Here is a 15,444-nt window from a genome sequence, read left to right on the forward strand (position 1 = left end):
ACGGCTTTCTTTGTAAATAAAAAAAGATGAACGCAAAGAAAGTATTAGTGGCTGGAGCCACCGGATATTTGGGCCAATTTCTAGTAAAGGAGCTAAAGAAGAGAGGCTACTGGGTCAGGGTATTGATCAGAAAAGAGACACAAAAAAGTCTATTTAAAGAAGTGGATGATTTTTTTGTAGGTCAGGTCACCGATCCCGATTCAATTAAAGGAATAACAAAAGGTATCGATTGGGTTTTTTCTAGCATTGGCATCACCCGGCAAAAAGAGGGGATGCGGTATATGGATGTTGACTACCAAGGCAATTCAAACCTTTTGAAGGAAGCGATAAAGGAAAAGGTAGAGGCCTTTCAGTACATTTCAGCCATTAATGGAGACAAGTTAAGACAGCTTAAAATTTTTGAAGCCAAAGAGCGTTTTGTGGATGAATTGAAAAAATCCGGTTTGCAATATTGCATCCTTCGGCCCAATGGATTTTTCTCCGATATGAAAGATTTTTTAAGCATGGCCAAAGCTGGGAGGGTTTATTTATTTGGTGATGGACTTAAACGCTTAAACCCCATACATGGTGAGGATTTGGCCAAAGTCTGCGTGGATCAAATGAAGTTAGGGACTAAGGAGGCAACCGTAGGTGGACCGGATATTTTAAGCCAAAATGACCTGGCAGCTTTGGCATTGAAAGCTTGGCAAAAGCCAATTAAAATAATTCATCTCCCGGACTGGACCAGGCGGTTTACGATTTGGCTTTTAAGAACATTCACTTCATCCAAAACCTATGGACCTGTTGAATTTTTTATGACAGCCATGGCTTTCGATAATATTGCTGATTCTTATGGAAACCATAAGCTTGGGGACTTCTTTAAAATAGAAGTGGAAAAAATGAAAAAGAACAAGCATTAAAACACCAAATATAAAAGTAGAAGCTGTTTGAATGAGTCTATTTAATATTCCACCGACTTTATATCCAATTTGATACTTTTTCGATTCCACATTCGTAAAACATTAATAAACCGAAGGAAAACTTTGGTTTAGGTAATCTGTGGTACTCTATCAATTGCTCGCCGGTAGGCAAAATAATTTATTCAAACAGCTTCTTGTTATTTTTTAAAAGGTCCTGTAACTGCCATCTAAATATTGATTGGCTTCGTCTTCTTCAAAACGCGCCAAGGCACTGTCCCAATGCAAGGTTTTATTTGGAAATCTTCCTGCAATTACGCCCAATAGTATTGTTTCCGTTAATCTGGAAGCGTAAGAGAAAGGAGCAGAACACTCGTCTTTTCCTAGACATGCATCCACAAATTGGTGGTAGTGACGTTTGCCTTCCACTTCATAGTCCCTAAACACTTCACCAATTTTTCCGGACTTTTTGAGTTCAGTAAGGTCTAGTTCCTGGTATTTGCCTTTCACTATATGTTTGGGCAATTGCATAAAGTGAGGTAGCAAAAGGTTGCCTTCCTCACCAATAAACATGGCCCCTTGGTCCGGCAGCTCTTCATTGTTGGGTAGCTTAAGTTTTTTGCTTTTTTTAGGTGCGTTTACACCATCATACCATACCCATTTGAATTTATCAGTGGTGTATTTCGTCCCGGGAAATTGATAGGTTACAGTGTTTTCTTCCGGGAAGCCAAATCCTGTGGGTTTTCTGCACTTGTTTTTGATGGTTTTTGGTACATCCAGTTCCAAGGCATTGTAAGGCGTATCAAAAATATGAACGCCCATATCACCTAGGGTTCCACAGCCAAAGTCCAGGACTTTACGCCAGTTTCCGGGATGATACAGCCCTTCTTTATAGGGCCTATCTGCCGCAGTTCCTAACCAAAGGTTCCAGTCTAGGTTTTCAGGAACCGGATCAGATCCTTGGGGCTTGGGATCATCAGTCCCCCAGTTTTTGGGTGACCAGGCCCTTACTTCCTTCACCTTGCCAATTATGCCTGATTGTATAAGCAATGTAGCCAATTTGTAATCATAGAAAGAGTGCACTTGAATACCCATTTGAGTTACCAAGTTCTTTTCTGCTGCCTTCTTATTCATGGCTCTCGCTTCAGAGACATGGTGGGTAAGGGGTTTTTGACAATAAACAGGTTTGTCATAATCCATGGCCATCATAGAGGCAGGAGCATGTGTATGATCCGGAGTGGAGACTACAACCGCATCGATACCGTCTGCCATTTCTTTCATCATTACCCTGTAATCCGAATAAAGTTTGGCCTTAGGGAATTCCTTTTTTAGGGGTTCAAGCATCTTTGAATCAACGTCACAAAGGGCCACCACGTCTACTTTTTCGTGGGAAGAAATTGCCTTAAGATCGGCTTTTCCCATACCACCTAAACCAACGTGTGCGGTTCTTAATCGACCATTTTCGCTTGATGCCCAGGCCCAAGAAGGAAGCATGGATGCAATGGCCACAGTAGCCCCACCTTTCAATAGGTCTCTTCTATTTATTAATTTTTGATTCATAATTTTTTGATTTTAATATTTCTAAACCATATCGGACTTGCGTGATCTTGAAGGCCGATATATCCTTTTTTGGCTTTCGCGTAATCAGGTGCACCGCTCCATTTGCCGGAGTTTTTCCTTGTTTCCCAATCTTCAGACCCGGGAACAAATGAAACCACAACTTTACCGTTTAGCCAATATTCTACTTTTTCTGGGGTATAAACTATTTTGGAGCTGTTCCACTCACCTACAGGATTTAAATCTACTTTAGATTGATCGGCAGGATACATTGCATAATCAGAGGCAGTTTTTTGCCAATCTTGCAATTGGTCCAAATTTTCGGTTTCACCCATTTTTTTATTGTAAGCAGTCAGATCATGTATGGAAGCATAATTTTCATCATCAATAAGTTGGTATTCAGGAGCCAATCCTGAAGGTCCAGAACTTTCTTTTACCTCAGGAATGTGATAGAATATGCCACTGTTGCCACCTTTAGGTAATTTCCATTCCAAGTACAATTCAAAGTTTTCAAACTCTTCCGCACCGTAAATAATGTCTTTACCTCCAGTATAATCTTGTTCTAAACCCATTTCGGTGTCGTAGGTTAGTTCTCCGTCTTTTATTACCCAGCCTGGAGGGAGTTCATCGCCATTATAGGCTCTCCAGCCCTCAGTTGTCGTTCCGTCAAAAAGAATTATCCAGTCGTCTTTTTCTTGGACTTCAGTACTATTTTCCGTCTTGGTATTGCTGCTGCAAGCATTGAGTGCTACCAAAGCAAGTAAGGAATAAATGATTTGTTTCATATTATAGATTTAAATTTTCAGCTATAAATATAATTCGAATTGTCTGCTTCAGCAAAATTTGATTTTCTGTACCAGTGATTTTTGCCTCAATCTTGCTCACTCGTAGAATTTAGGTGAATATTTTAAGCCCAGATTCTCGGTTTAAATTAATTTCACTTAAAGTAAGTCATTTAGAATTACAATGGGTTGAACAGCCAATTGGCGGGTGTTACCCATATGCAATTTGGTGTAAATAATTTGTTTGGGTATTTTATTTTGGGTAAAAAATTCTTAAATTATGCTAAGTTTTTTCAAGAGATGATGGAAAGTACAGGCTATACCATAGTTGTCAATATAATGATAGGCTTGGCGCTTGCCTATTTCATTATTGAAATCATGCTTATTCTTAATGATGTTGAGGACGATACTTCCAATGTGCTCTTGCTGGAATGGTCCAAGGGTAAGTCTTTTTTTATTCCTTTTGCCCTGGGAGCAATTGCCGGACACCTTTTTCTGGGCACCACCGATGCTGCTTTTAAAATGGCTAACGGAATATTTCCCGTCTTGATCCTGTTTGGCTTGACAATTATTATGGTTATCATAGGTTTCAAAGTTCCCTTTGAAAAAACCAAATCCTTTCTTACGGCTATTTTAATAGCAGGCCTTTTATACGGTCACTTTTTTTGGTCCATGAACTATATAGTCAGCCCATGAGCAAGCTAAAAAAGTTTTTAAAAAAGCACCTGTCAGAAATCCGTACCATTAAAATCGTGGTGGCGGTATTGCTAGCCTTGATGGTAGTCATTGATATCGTGTTGGTGATGCTGGAAGGGAAAGATTTTCCCACTTTTAGCCTAGTGGTCAAACAACTCAGGCATCGCTTGATATGGTTTACCTTTCTGTATGGAGGCTTGGTAGCTAAGATTTTTTACAACAGGAAGGTCGGTGAAAAGGAAAAAGAAGTTACCGGCTTATTGGCCTTCTTTTCCATGGTATTTTTACTTTTCGTCATTGGGAGGCATTTAGAAACAGCACCAAGTTTGTTCTTGCAAGTTTTATTGTTGCTTAGTGGAGGGGTGCTTGCTTATAGGGCTTGGCCGCAATACCAATAATTTTTATTAACGAGACCAATAGTGGTTTTAACCATTGATAAATTGCGTTATTTTTATTGAACCCTATTGAGACCAAAGTAGAAATGTTGCTAATTATTGGCATTTTTCTTTCAAAACATGGGCTCAGCCATGGCCTGTTGCGCGATTGCAGGGTATTTCTTTTTGGCATAGGTGCGAGTCTATGTCTTATCTAAAATTGAATAGCACCAAATGAGAGTAATAATTATAGGAGGTACAGGTCATATTGGGACCTATTTGGTTCCTAAACTCGTGGAGGCAGGCCACAGTGTAGTTTGTGTAAGTAGGCAACAAAGTAATCCATACAACCAACACCCGGCATGGAAATCAGTGGAACATGTAGCCATTGATCGGGAAAAAGCTGAAGAATCCGGCACCTTTTGTACGCAAATAGTAGCACTAAAAGGGGAAATCGTAATTGATTTAATTTGCTTTACAGAAGAAAGTGCACGGAAATTGGCTGAAGCCTTGAACGGAAAGATCAAGCATTTTCTCCATTGTGGTAGCATGTGGGTACACGGGCACAGTGAGCAAGTACCAACCACCGAAGAGCAAACACGCAAACCATTTGGTGAATATGGTATAGATAAAGCCAAAATTGAAGCCTATCTCCATGCTTTTCATCAGGAAAATGGATTTCCGGTTACCATTTTACATCCCGGTCATATTGTGGGGCCGGGTTGGCTTCCTGTAAATCCTGCAGGTAATTTTAATCCCGAAGTATTTGTTCGTCTGGCCACAGGAGAAGAGGTGCAATTACCTAATTTTGGCATGGAAACGGTGCACCATGTACATGCAGCTGATGTCGCACAAGCTTTCATTAAGTCTATTGAAAATAGAGATTATGGCATTGGAGAAAGTTTTCATGTGGTCTCCGAACAAGCCCTGACCTTGCGAGGATTTGCTGAAGCCATGGCTGCAAAGTTTGGAAAAGAGGCCAATTTACAATTTCTCCCCTGGGAAAGTTGGGAAAAGACCGTGAGCAATACCGATAAGGAGTTTACATGGGATCACATTGCCCACAGCCCCTGTGGAAGCATTTCGAAAGCAAAGGATTTATTGGGGTATCAACCTCGATACAGTTCCCTTGAAGCTGTTTACGAGGCTGTAAGCTACTATTTTGAGCAAAAAGGAATTGTTACCAAATCTTGACCTTTATTAAGGTAAAATCTATTTTCTAAGTTTTATCAGAAATCTTCGGTTTACACGGGAATACACCTCCTTAATTGGCTGAATAAATATAAATTAAAGAAAAGCTTGCTTTAATCAAAACGATCGGTTAGGTTTGTATTGTAGTTCAGACAATGGCAAGGAAAAAAGAATATAGGGAAGAAGAGGTCATCGATAAAGCAATGCGTTTGTTTTGGCGCAATGGCTATGAAAGGACTTCTATGCAAATGCTTGAAAAAGAAATGGGCATCAATAAATTCTCTATTTATTCGAGTTTTGGTAGCAAACGTGGCGTTTTTCTTGAAAGCCTCAATTGTTACCAATCAAAAGTAGCTGCCATGTTTGAAAAATTCAAGAAAGCCAGCAATGGGGTAGAAGACATTAAACAGTTTTTTTATGATTCCGTAGCCATATGTGCTGTGGAAGGAAATGAGAAAGGTTGTTTATTGACAAATACCTACAATGAATTTTCTGAAAGTGATGATCCTGAAATTAAAACCCAGGTAAAGTCTTTTATGGACAATTTGAAATTGCTTTTCTTGGAAAAACTTAGGATAGGCTCTAAAAAAGAGGATAGCCTTCTTTTGAAACAAGCCAATTTTCTGGTCATTGCCAAACATGGTTTGGCTGCTGCGAGTAGAGTCAATAGTCGGGAAGAGATCGAAGACTATATTGAAATGACCTTCAGCAGCATTTGACCTTTTTTTTACACTAAATCTAAACAATCATTTAGAAATAATTTAAAATGAATAATATGACAACTTTAAAAATTCACAACATCGAAACCGCTCCGGAAGGTAGCAAAGAACTATTGGAACAATCGAACAAGGCAAATGGAATGATTCCCGGTTTGCATGGCGTATTGGCAGGAGCTCCGGGATTACTTGAGGCTTACCAGACGATCCATAAATTGTTTACTAACTCTTCATTTGATAAAGAAGAATTAACTGTCGTTTGGCAAACAATCAATGTGGAACATGCTTGTCATTATTGTGTGCCTGCCCATACAGGTATTGCCAAAATGATGAAGGTAGATGATGACATTACAGATGCTTTGCGCAATGAGACTCCTTTGGAAAATCCCAAATTGGAGGCCTTGCGGAACATGACCTTAACGATCGTTCGTAACCGAGGACATGTAAACTCAGAAGATTTGCAAGCCTTTTATGCAGCCGGATATGGTGAAAGACAAGTGTTGGAGATTATTTTGGGCTTGTCACAAAAAGTAATCAGTAACTATACCAATCATATTGCCAATACACCTGTAGATGCGCCTTTTCAAAAGTTTGCTTGGGAGAAGGAAAATGCTGAAGGTGTGTAAAGTCTGTAGGCTTTTATACATTAGCGATAAATAAACGATTGATACCTACCTTTCACTTTAATTTCGAAAGGTAGTTTATTCCCATTTAACCGGTAAATTCCGATCCATAAATGGAGTATTCATTCCAACTTTGGGTGATTTCCTGAGAAAATTGGATCTGAGAGACTGATAATGGACTAATTGCCTTGAACAAAACAAACTGCTTATATTATATGTTTGTGTAAGATTGTAAGCCATTGACAAAAAAGGAGTAAAGGGATGAAAGAAAAATTGAAAATAGATATTGTTTCGGATGTGGTTTGTCCATGGTGCACCATAGGTTACAAACGTATGGAGAAGGCCATAAGTGAACTTGGCATTGAGGATAAGGTGGACATAACTTGGCAGCCTTTTGAGTTGAACCCCAATATGCCTGCCGAAGGGCAGGATCTTCATGAGCACATTGCCGAAAAATATGGCAGTACGCTAGAACAACAAAAGGAGTCTCAGGAAATGATGACAGAGGCCGGAGATGAGTTGGGATTTAAGTTCGATTATTTTGAAGGAATGCGCATGTCCAATACCTTTGAAGCCCATGTCTTATTGGAGTATGCCGAGGAGTTTGGCAAACAAACAGAATTAACGATGCGTTTGACCACTGCTTTTTTCAGTGAGCGAAAAGATGTTTCCGACAGGGAAGTCTTAAAGGAAGCCTTGCTGGATGTTGGCTTTAATGCCTCCGAGGCTTTGGCCAGATTAGAGGATGTAGAAGCTCGAAAGAAAGTAAAAAGCAAGGAAGAATATTGGCAAAATGCGGGTGTCAGGTCTGTTCCAACCATTGTTTTTAACAAGCAAAGTGCTTTGACGGGAGCCCAACCAGTTGAGGTATTCAAGAAGGTATTGACAGATATAATGACTAGTACTCACCAGGAACAATAAAACATTGGGTTATCTACCTCCAATTCAATCCGGTCCAAAACCAATTGAAATTGGAGGTTTTTTATAAATAATTGGGGATCAATATTCTTTGGCATCAAATTTGAATTTTTTGTGATAAACCAACCCATATATGGAAAAATCAGATTTGAATCCGAGCAAGCAGAAAAAGAAAAAAATTGCCCGTCTTGGAATAGGTACCAAAGGAGTTGTTTATCTTTTAATTGGAGGGCTAACAGCATGGGAAGCTTTTGGAAGGGGAGGTAAAAAAACCGGAAGCAATGGTGCCCTAAAGTTCGTAATTGATCAACCCTTTGGGCAAGTTTTACTTTGGCTTGTGGTGTTGGGCTTGGCAGGTTATGTTTTTTGGAGAATGTATCAAACCTTTAAAGATACTGAGGATAAGGGAAACGATTCCAAAGGTATAATGTACAGGTTGGGATATTTTTCCAGTGGTATTTTTTACCTTTTTATCATTTTTAATGCCCTTCAGTTGTTGATTGGCGGCGGAAGCGGTGGCAGTGGAGGAGGGAAAGAGTCAATGATTCAGCAGCTTTTATCACAGGAATATGGGCGGTGGATCGTTGCTTCGGTGGCATTAATTTTCTTAATAAGAGCCATCATACAGATTTTTATTGCCTTCTCAGGTAAATTTAAAGACAAGGTCAAAGAATCAGGAATGAATGACAGAGCCCAGCAATTAATGATTAGTTCCGGTCGTGTCGGCTATACCTCTAGAGGAATAGTTGTGGGCGTAATAGCCTACCTCACTGTAAGAGCTGCCATTACCTATGATGCCTCGAAATCGGGAGGAACAAAAGATGCTTTTAATTTTATCCAAAATGAATTTGGAGGGGTTGTTTTAGGAGTGATTGCCTTAGGAATGTTAGCCTTCGGCCTATTTCTGATTTTTAAAGCAAGCCAACATAAAATGGATTTTTAATTATTAAATTTTTGAAATGATACAACTTGTTGGTTCACTTTTGTAAAAGTGCTATTTCGGCGAAGCTAAATGGGATAGTTAGGCCTCGCTACTTTTCTTAAATCAATATTGTGTTTTTAATTTTGCTAAAATCCCTCTAGCTTAGTAATGGTAATCAGTGGTAATATGCGGGGCATGTTTCACTTCCATTCATAAGTTAAAAACCAATGGTTATTCCCAACCTATATAAAAAGTTTCATGTTGACAAAGGGCATACGTCCATCGGTCTTTTTGTTGCTTTAAACGAGAAATATTCGATTGATAAGGTATTCTACCCCGGTTCACATGTACATATTACACCCTCTTTGGTATTTTCTGAGGTGATTTATGCAGATTCCTTTAAAAATACTTTCAAGTTTTTTGAAGATCCGGAAACCTTGGCTTTTGTTTCAGCCAATAAAAGGTATAAAGAAGAGGCAATATTCCATTTTTATCAACAAGATTATGAGCAAAGTTTTGATGGGCTTGCCAAAGATTTTGATTTGGTGATCTCTCAATATGCAGGCTTTGTAGGGCAAGCAGTCAAGTCTTATCTAAAAATTGGAGGTCTATTGGTATGTAACAATTCACATGGGGATGCAAGCCTTGCTTCATTAGACCCTTCTTATCAATTGACTGCTGTTTATAGAAGACTAGCGGATGATAAATTTTCCATTTTAGAAAATAAACTGAGCGATTACCTGATTCCAAAGAGCGGAGTAATACCAACACGGGAGGAAATAATTACCAAAAGACGTGGCATTGCCTATACCAAGAGCCCTTCGGGATATATCTTTAAAAAAGTTAAGGAGTAAGAATGAATAATTGCTGCCGGTTTATATAAAACTAAAATCTCATACATTTGTCCAAAATAGCATAATCCATATTTTAGTATTTATGAAAAAGGGAGTTATTGGTGGTTTCTTGATACTGATAATAGGAATGGCAAGTATCTTTTCCTGTAGTCGGAAAATGCATGGTTCTTTACAAACTGCTACGACTGTCAATTCTAAAACTTCTCTGAAAAAGCCTTATTTATTATTAATATCATTGGATGGGTTTAGATGGGATTATTTGCAGAAATACAAGCCTCCAAACTTAGATGCTTTTGTTAAAGAAGGTGTTCGTTCGGAAGCTTTAATTCCCGCTTATCCGACCAAGACTTTTCCAAACCATTATTCCATAGTTACCGGAATGTATCCTGACAACCATGGGATCTTGGGAAATTCGTTTTATAGTCATGAACAAGAAAAGCTGTATGATTATAAAAATGTAGAAACGGCTACTGATGGCAGGTTTTATAAAGGTTCTCCAATTTGGCAGGAAGCCAATAAGGCCAATATGGTAACCGCTAGTTATTTTTTTGTAGGCTCAGAAGCCGATATTCAAGGAATACATCCAACCTATTATCATTCCTATGATTCCAAAGTAAAAAATGAGGAGCGGATAGCTCAAGCCCTTGACTGGCTGAAAATGCCTGAAGAAAAAAGGCCTCATTTAATTTCCATGTATTTTGAAGACATGGACAAGGCAGGTCATGATTATGGTCCGGGGAATGAGGAGAAAATAAAAGAGGCCCTCTATGCATTGGACAACCATTTAGGACAACTTTTTAAAGGAGTGGCTGAAACTGGACTTCCTGTAAATATAGTGATTGTTTCTGACCATGGCATGGTAGACCTTCCTGCTTCCAATATCATTCCCATAGGTTCTATTAAAAATGACAGTTTGTACCGGGCAGTAGACAATGGAGCGATGGTTAACATCTACCCACACCAAGGTGTCAATACAGAGGCATTGATTCATTCGTTTAAGCAAAGAAGGGATCATTTTGAGGTATATACGCCGGAAGATATTCCGGGATTTGTTAATAGACCAAAGAGCAAAGATTGGGGTGCGATCCAGTTAATACCGGACTACGGCTATTATTTTTTACCCGGTAAAAAGAAAGAGTTGATGATCAAACACAATATTAAAGCCATTGGTGTGCATGGTTTTGAGCCAAAAAACAAGGCAATGCATGGCATTTTTTATGCCAAGGGGCCTGCTTTTAAATCAGCCTACACCCTAGCTCCCTTGGGTATTGTCCATGTTTTTCCTTTGATGTGTGAGGTCTTAGGCTTACCAATTCCAAAGGATATAGATGGGGATTTGAAGGTAATTAAAAGTGTTTTGAAATAATTGGGAACTATTAATAGAGCCTTCCTGATTCAAAAATTTTATTCATTTAATACTCATGGAGAATAAGGCGTTTTAGGACTTTAGAATTTTTTCCGTCTAATTAATCATCACAAACCTCTATTTGTTTTCAATGGTTTCTTAATGATTAAATCTTTCGATGATGAAAAGTATTCACAAATTTGCCCCAACACAGGCTATATTTCTATCGTTTTGAAAACCCTACTTGTGATGGTGAATTAAATTGGTCTTCGAATATATTATTTGATAAGGAAGTATTGGTTAGATTTACTGTAGAATAATTTGGACAGCTTTTTCAAATCGGATTGAAGAAAAGGATTTCCTAAACTTTCTCAGAGAGGGTTGAAATTGTTAGAAAAATGCGCTGTTTCGAGATTTTAGTTTAACATCGCTATGGTGAAATTGAAATCAGCAACTTACGGCTAATTTTGAAGCGATTTCAGCAAGTAATAAAAGGGCTATTGTAAAGTAAGGTAGATGAATAAAATCCTCAAGCTGGTAAAACAAGATGTATATGAACAATGTGGGCTTGATATAAGCGACTTTGCGTGGGAAAGCGAGTCCAAGGCCTATCATGCTTGTCAATTTAAATTGAATGGAAAAGCCGTGATTTGCAGACAAGCCAAAATTACGCCAAAGAAATCCGGGCAATTTGTTACCATTTGGAAGCGAGATGGAGATGGGCCAATAGCTCCATTTACTCTAGCGGACCCTTTTGAATTATTAATTGTTAACATTTGCTCAGCCGGTCGATTGGGACAATTTGTTTTCCCTAAAACAGCAATGGCTAAATATGGCTTGCTAAGTACCCATGAAAAGGAAGGGAAAAGGGCGTTTAGAGTTTATCCTGAGTGGGAAACAATTTTGAATGCACAAGCAAGGAAAAGTCAAAAATGGCAATTGAATTATTTTTTCGAAATAAGTGCTGAAATTGACCTTGATAAGGTTAAAAAGATGTATGAATTGGTAGGGCTTTAAGCTTTTTTCTCTTCCAGAAATTGTGATACAGATGAAGAAGCAATATATTTTAATAGTTGGTTTAGTGGCAGGATTATTTTTATCCTGTGGTGAAAAGAATGTTCTTCCGGAGGATCAAGAAAATGAATTGTATTTTCCGCCCGCCGAAACAGATTTCTGGGAATCAATTCCAATTAATACCCTAGGCTGGGATGATTTGGCATTAGAAAACCTGTACACCTATTTGGAGGACAATAAAACCAGGGCATTTATTGTCCTTAAGGATGGCAAAATTGTCGTTGAAAAATACTGGGGTAACAATATTTTAAACACGGCAGCATTTGATGAAAGGAGTATGTGGTATTGGGCATCTGCGGGTAAGACATTGACCGCTACGCTTGTTGGTACAGCAGATATAGAAGGGTTATTGTCAATTAATGATAAAACCTCTGATTATTTGGGCAAGGGCTGGACTTCTTTGAATCAAGAAAAGGAAGATTTAATCACGATAAAGCATCAGCTGACCATGAGCACGGGTTTGGATTATGAGGTTTCGGATTTGGATTGTACGGCACCTTCTTGCTTGGAGTATAGAACAGATGCCGGAACACAATGGTACTATCACAATGCTGCTTATACCTTATTGGAAAGCGTGATCAGCAATGCTTCGGGTATGGGCTACAATAGTTTTACTGATCAGAAAATAGAATCTATCACCGGCATGGATGGAAGGTGGGTTCCTTTAGGATATAACAATGTGTATTGGAGTACCGCTAGGGACATGGCCAGATTTGGCTTGCTTACCTTAAACAAAGGCATTTGGGAAGATAATCAAGCAGTTTATTCGGAGGAATATTACCAACAAATGGTCAATAGTTCCCAAGAACTCAATCCTTCTTATGGTTATTTATGGTGGCTAAATGGCAAAAGTAAGATCATTTTCCCGGCGCTTGCCAGCTCTTTTAATAAGAGTTTGTCAGATCATGCTCCGGATGATCTGTTTGCAGGAATGGGTAAAAATGGTCAGTTTGTAGAGGTAGTGCCTGAGCAAAAGCTGGTTGTGGTGAGGATGGGAGAAGCCCCTAATGAGGCCCTGGTGCCGATAATCTTTCATGATGAGATGTGGGGAAAGCTAAATCTTGTGATAGGGAATTGACCTTGTAATCTCACGGTTGGTTGGCTTTGGGTTTAAATGCTTACCTTTGTAAATTCCCTTTCAGAGTAAGAGAAATTAAAAGGAAAAATAGGCTTGAATTGGAAAAGAAGGGCATTCAATCTATCTTTAAATGAATTAGAAACTAAGCCAAATCAGACCCAAAACAACGCTTTTGCCAAACCAGTACAATGAAGAGTGTCTACCCTTATCTTGCAATTTTTACGCTGTTTTATTTAATAGGCTTTCACTCCCTACATGCCCAGCAATCCATTCGTGTGGCTGCTGCTTCGGACTTAAAATTTGCTTTGGACGATATCATTGAAGTTTATACTAAAGACATGGGTAAAGAGGTGGTGCCGATTTATGGCTCTTCGGGTAAACTATATGAGCAGCTTTCCAACCGGGCACCTTTCCATTTGTACATGTCTGCAGATGTAGAATATCCCAAATTGCTGATCAAAAAGGGACTTAGTGGGTCTGACATTCATATTTATGGTGTAGGAAGGTTGGTACTTTGGAGCAGAAAGTTTGATTGTGATGCATCCACTTTGGAAGGGCTAAGTCGTTTGAACTTAAAAAAGGTAGCCATTGCCAACCCAAACCATGCTCCTTATGGTAAGCGAGCTAAGGAAAGTCTGCTATTTTATCAGTTATATGATGGCATTCGTTCCAAAATAGTTTTGGGTGAAAACATCTCTCAAACTGCCCAATTTTTGTCTACAGGTGCGGCAGATGTTGGCATAATAGCCCTTTCCCTCGCCCTTGCTCCTACCATGAAAAAATATGGTAAGGGCTATTATCTATTGCCTGCAAAGAGCCATAATCCTTTGCACCAAGGAGCCATCATTACGGAATTTGGCAAAGGCAATGCTGAGGCGGCTATGTTTTTCGATTATTTAAAATCTCCGACAGCTAGAGAAATTTTCAAAACTTATGGCTTTGTTCAAGAAGAAGAATAATGAATTTTGAACCTTTTATATTGACCTTAAAATTGGCCACTTTGACCACCGGCCTGCTATTTCTGGTAGGAATTCCTTTGGCATATTGGTTGGCATATAGTAAATATAAGGTTAAATATGTCGTAGAGGCTTTGGTCAGTATGCCTCTGGTTTTGCCACCCACGGTCTTGGGCTTTTACCTTCTATTGGCTTTTAGTCCAGAGAATAAGCTGGGGCAATTCTTGGAAAATTATTTTGATTTGCGCTTGGTCTTTACCTTTCACGGCTTGGTTTTGGCTTCGATTATTTACAGTCTTCCATTTATGGTTCAGCCGCTGCGATCCGGGTTTTCCGGTATTCCAAACGCCTGGCTTGATGCAGCCAAAACGATGGGAAAAAGTTCTTGGCAGACCCTTTTTCATATACTTTTGCCCAATATGAAGAATGCTTTGATCACAGCAGGGGTACTCACATTTGCACATACTATTGGGGAGTTTGGCGTGGTGTTAATGGTGGGCGGAAATATTCCTGAAGAAACCAGAGTGATTTCTGTGGCCATTTATAATGAGGTGGAGGGGATGAACTATGAGATGGCCAACCAATACAGTTTGCTATTAATAGCCTTTTCTTTTTCAGTGCTTCTGATGACTTACCTAATCAATCATAGGAAAAATCGATTGCTCTCCTATGATTGAGTTGTTACTTAAAAAAACGCTGTCGGGAGCAGAAGGTAAAATAGCCTTGGATCTTTCTTGCCGTATTCAAAAGGGCGAGCTAGTAGGGCTATATGGGCCTTCAGGAGTGGGTAAATCTAGTGTTTTGCGCATGATTGCAGGCTTGATGCGGCCTGATGAGGGCCTGTTGACCGTAGATCAGGAGGCTTGGGTAAACACTACAGAAAAGGTTTTTTTAAAAGCCGAAAAGCGGAATATTGGGATGATTTTTCAGGAGTATTCCATTTTTCCCAATATGACAGTTTTTGAGAACCTGGTGTTTGCCTTGGAAAAAAGGCAAGACAAAAGTTTTGTTATGGACTTATTGCAAAGCATAGGAATGGAGCAGCTTGCTGATCACAGTCCAGTGAAGTTGTCCGGAGGACAGAAGCAGAGGATTGCTTTGGCAAGGGCCATGGTGAGAAAGCCTAAGGTCTTACTTTTGGATGAGCCATTGTCTGCATTAGATATGAAGATGCGGAAAAACCTGCAGGAATATATTGTTAAATTTCACCAAGAATATGGCTTGACCACGCTTTTGGTGAGTCATGATGCTTCCGAGATTTCCCGGATGGCCCAAAGGGTGTTGGTTCTAGAAAATGGTGGTTTCAGTTTTGATGGTCGCCCTGAAGATTTTTTTAAGGAATAGTCTCTTCTTTCGTGAAAGTAGTCCCAATAAGAAAGGAGGTTAAACCTTCTAATGCATGGTAAAGCTCCTTCAAAATCAGTCGCTATTTGTATTGTTTTAGACCTGCCTTTCTGCCTTT

At 39.3% G+C, this 15,444-nt stretch carries 17 protein-coding genes; 15 read left to right on the top strand and 2 right to left on the bottom strand.

Going from position 1 to position 15,444, the window contains the following annotated elements:
- Positions 1-26: 26 nt before the first annotated feature.
- The gene (locus ACYVHJ_RS10275; RefSeq protein ID WP_460514446.1) at positions 27-899 is read left to right on the top strand and encodes an SDR family oxidoreductase; all 873 of its coding nucleotides are present in this window, start codon (positions 27-29) and stop codon (positions 897-899) included.
- Positions 900-1,103: 204 nt separating this feature from the next.
- Here the strand turns inward: ACYVHJ_RS10275 and ACYVHJ_RS10280 are convergent, their stop codons facing one another.
- Together ACYVHJ_RS10280 and ACYVHJ_RS10285 are read right to left on the bottom strand one after the other, a co-directional pair.
- Entirely contained in the window at positions 1,104-2,456 is a 1,353-nt protein-coding gene (locus ACYVHJ_RS10280; RefSeq protein ID WP_460514448.1) for a Gfo/Idh/MocA family oxidoreductase, read from the bottom strand.
- Positions 2,453-3,238: a 3-keto-disaccharide hydrolase gene (locus ACYVHJ_RS10285; RefSeq protein WP_460514450.1), complete on the bottom strand. Its 786-nt coding sequence runs from the start codon at positions 3,236-3,238 to the stop codon at positions 2,453-2,455. The genes ACYVHJ_RS10280 and ACYVHJ_RS10285 overlap by 4 nt, the downstream gene beginning before the upstream one ends.
- 186 nt (positions 3,239-3,424) lie before the next feature.
- Here ACYVHJ_RS10285 and ACYVHJ_RS10290 point away from each other — a divergent pair, with 186 nt between their 5' ends.
- The 14 genes from ACYVHJ_RS10290 to ACYVHJ_RS10355 all read left to right on the top strand — a co-directional run bounded on the left by ACYVHJ_RS10290 (position 3,425) and on the right by ACYVHJ_RS10355 (position 15,326).
- Positions 3,425-3,931: a hypothetical protein gene (locus tag ACYVHJ_RS10290; RefSeq protein ID WP_460514452.1), complete on the top strand. Its 507-nt coding sequence runs from the start codon at positions 3,425-3,427 to the stop codon at positions 3,929-3,931.
- Complete coding sequence (locus ACYVHJ_RS10295; RefSeq protein ID WP_460514454.1) at positions 3,928-4,329, top strand: hypothetical protein; 402 nt, start codon at positions 3,928-3,930, stop codon at positions 4,327-4,329. Before ACYVHJ_RS10290 ends, ACYVHJ_RS10295 begins: the two co-directional genes overlap by 4 nt.
- A 210-nt stretch (positions 4,330-4,539) precedes the next feature.
- Positions 4,540-5,499: an NAD-dependent epimerase/dehydratase family protein gene (locus ACYVHJ_RS10300; protein WP_460514456.1), complete on the top strand. Its 960-nt coding sequence runs from the start codon at positions 4,540-4,542 to the stop codon at positions 5,497-5,499.
- Positions 5,500-5,651: 152 nt separating this feature from the next.
- The gene (locus ACYVHJ_RS10305; RefSeq protein WP_339903124.1) at positions 5,652-6,215 is read left to right on the top strand and encodes a TetR/AcrR family transcriptional regulator; all 564 of its coding nucleotides are present in this window, start codon (positions 5,652-5,654) and stop codon (positions 6,213-6,215) included.
- A gap of 56 nt (positions 6,216-6,271) precedes the next feature.
- Positions 6,272-6,838 (top strand): carboxymuconolactone decarboxylase family protein, encoded by a 567-nt coding sequence (locus ACYVHJ_RS10310; RefSeq protein ID WP_460514458.1) that lies wholly within the window; start codon positions 6,272-6,274, stop codon positions 6,836-6,838.
- A 258-nt stretch (positions 6,839-7,096) separates the two neighbouring features.
- Positions 7,097-7,756, top strand: a complete 660-nt coding sequence (locus ACYVHJ_RS10315; protein WP_460514460.1) for a DsbA family oxidoreductase — start codon at positions 7,097-7,099, stop codon at positions 7,754-7,756.
- 130 nt (positions 7,757-7,886) lie between these two features.
- On the top strand, positions 7,887-8,696 hold the full coding sequence (locus ACYVHJ_RS10320) for a DUF1206 domain-containing protein (RefSeq protein ID WP_460514462.1): 810 nt from the start codon (positions 7,887-7,889) through the stop codon (positions 8,694-8,696).
- Between the two features lie 206 nt (positions 8,697-8,902).
- Positions 8,903-9,529, top strand: a complete 627-nt coding sequence (locus tag ACYVHJ_RS10325; protein WP_460514464.1) for a hypothetical protein — start codon at positions 8,903-8,905, stop codon at positions 9,527-9,529.
- Between the two features lie 82 nt (positions 9,530-9,611).
- Entirely contained in the window at positions 9,612-10,895 is a 1,284-nt protein-coding gene (locus ACYVHJ_RS10330; protein WP_460514466.1) for an alkaline phosphatase family protein, read from the top strand.
- Between the two features lie 495 nt (positions 10,896-11,390).
- Positions 11,391-11,891 (top strand): MepB family protein, encoded by a 501-nt coding sequence (locus ACYVHJ_RS10335; RefSeq protein ID WP_460514468.1) that lies wholly within the window; start codon positions 11,391-11,393, stop codon positions 11,889-11,891.
- Between the two features lie 31 nt (positions 11,892-11,922).
- Positions 11,923-13,026, top strand: coding sequence for a serine hydrolase domain-containing protein (locus ACYVHJ_RS10340; protein WP_460514470.1), 1,104 nt, complete (start codon positions 11,923-11,925; stop codon positions 13,024-13,026).
- Positions 13,027-13,214: 188 nt separating this feature from the next.
- Positions 13,215-13,985, top strand: coding sequence for a molybdate ABC transporter substrate-binding protein (gene modA, locus ACYVHJ_RS10345; protein WP_460514472.1), 771 nt, complete (start codon positions 13,215-13,217; stop codon positions 13,983-13,985).
- Positions 13,985-14,659 (top strand): molybdate ABC transporter permease subunit, encoded by a 675-nt coding sequence (modB, locus tag ACYVHJ_RS10350; RefSeq protein WP_339903579.1) that lies wholly within the window; start codon positions 13,985-13,987, stop codon positions 14,657-14,659. Before modA ends, modB begins: the two co-directional genes overlap by 1 nt.
- Complete coding sequence (locus ACYVHJ_RS10355; RefSeq protein ID WP_460514475.1) at positions 14,652-15,326, top strand: ABC transporter ATP-binding protein; 675 nt, start codon at positions 14,652-14,654, stop codon at positions 15,324-15,326. Before modB ends, ACYVHJ_RS10355 begins: the two co-directional genes overlap by 8 nt.
- Positions 15,327-15,444: the final 118 nt, after the last annotated feature.

The sequence above is a fragment of the Cyclobacterium sediminis genome (assembly GCF_054781075.1).

Bases quoted from the DNA above. Each gene is read 5' to 3' on its own strand.
- ACYVHJ_RS10355 (WP_460514475.1), top strand. From the start codon at position 14,652: ATGATTGAGTTGTTACTTAAAAAAACGCTGTCGGGAGCAGAAGGTAAA.
- ACYVHJ_RS10315 (WP_460514460.1), top strand. From the start codon at position 7,097: ATGAAAGAAAAATTGAAAATAGATATTGTTTCGGATGTGGTTTGTCCA.
- ACYVHJ_RS10275 (WP_460514446.1), top strand. From the start codon at position 27: ATGAACGCAAAGAAAGTATTAGTGGCTGGAGCCACCGGATATTTGGGC.
- modA (WP_460514472.1), top strand. From the start codon at position 13,215: ATGAAGAGTGTCTACCCTTATCTTGCAATTTTTACGCTGTTTTATTTA.
- ACYVHJ_RS10305 (WP_339903124.1), top strand. From the start codon at position 5,652: ATGGCAAGGAAAAAAGAATATAGGGAAGAAGAGGTCATCGATAAAGCA.
- modB (WP_339903579.1), top strand. From the start codon at position 13,985: ATGAATTTTGAACCTTTTATATTGACCTTAAAATTGGCCACTTTGACC.
- ACYVHJ_RS10335 (WP_460514468.1), top strand. From the start codon at position 11,391: ATGAATAAAATCCTCAAGCTGGTAAAACAAGATGTATATGAACAATGT.
- ACYVHJ_RS10285 (WP_460514450.1), bottom strand. From the start codon at position 3,238: ATGAAACAAATCATTTATTCCTTACTTGCTTTGGTAGCACTCAATGCT.
- ACYVHJ_RS10310 (WP_460514458.1), top strand. From the start codon at position 6,272: ATGACAACTTTAAAAATTCACAACATCGAAACCGCTCCGGAAGGTAGC.
- ACYVHJ_RS10300 (WP_460514456.1), top strand. From the start codon at position 4,540: ATGAGAGTAATAATTATAGGAGGTACAGGTCATATTGGGACCTATTTG.
- ACYVHJ_RS10325 (WP_460514464.1), top strand. From the start codon at position 8,903: ATGGTTATTCCCAACCTATATAAAAAGTTTCATGTTGACAAAGGGCAT.
- ACYVHJ_RS10340 (WP_460514470.1), top strand. From the start codon at position 11,923: ATGAAGAAGCAATATATTTTAATAGTTGGTTTAGTGGCAGGATTATTT.
- ACYVHJ_RS10280 (WP_460514448.1), bottom strand. From the start codon at position 2,456: ATGAATCAAAAATTAATAAATAGAAGAGACCTATTGAAAGGTGGGGCT.
- ACYVHJ_RS10320 (WP_460514462.1), top strand. From the start codon at position 7,887: ATGGAAAAATCAGATTTGAATCCGAGCAAGCAGAAAAAGAAAAAAATT.
- ACYVHJ_RS10330 (WP_460514466.1), top strand. From the start codon at position 9,612: ATGAAAAAGGGAGTTATTGGTGGTTTCTTGATACTGATAATAGGAATG.
- ACYVHJ_RS10295 (WP_460514454.1), top strand. From the start codon at position 3,928: ATGAGCAAGCTAAAAAAGTTTTTAAAAAAGCACCTGTCAGAAATCCGT.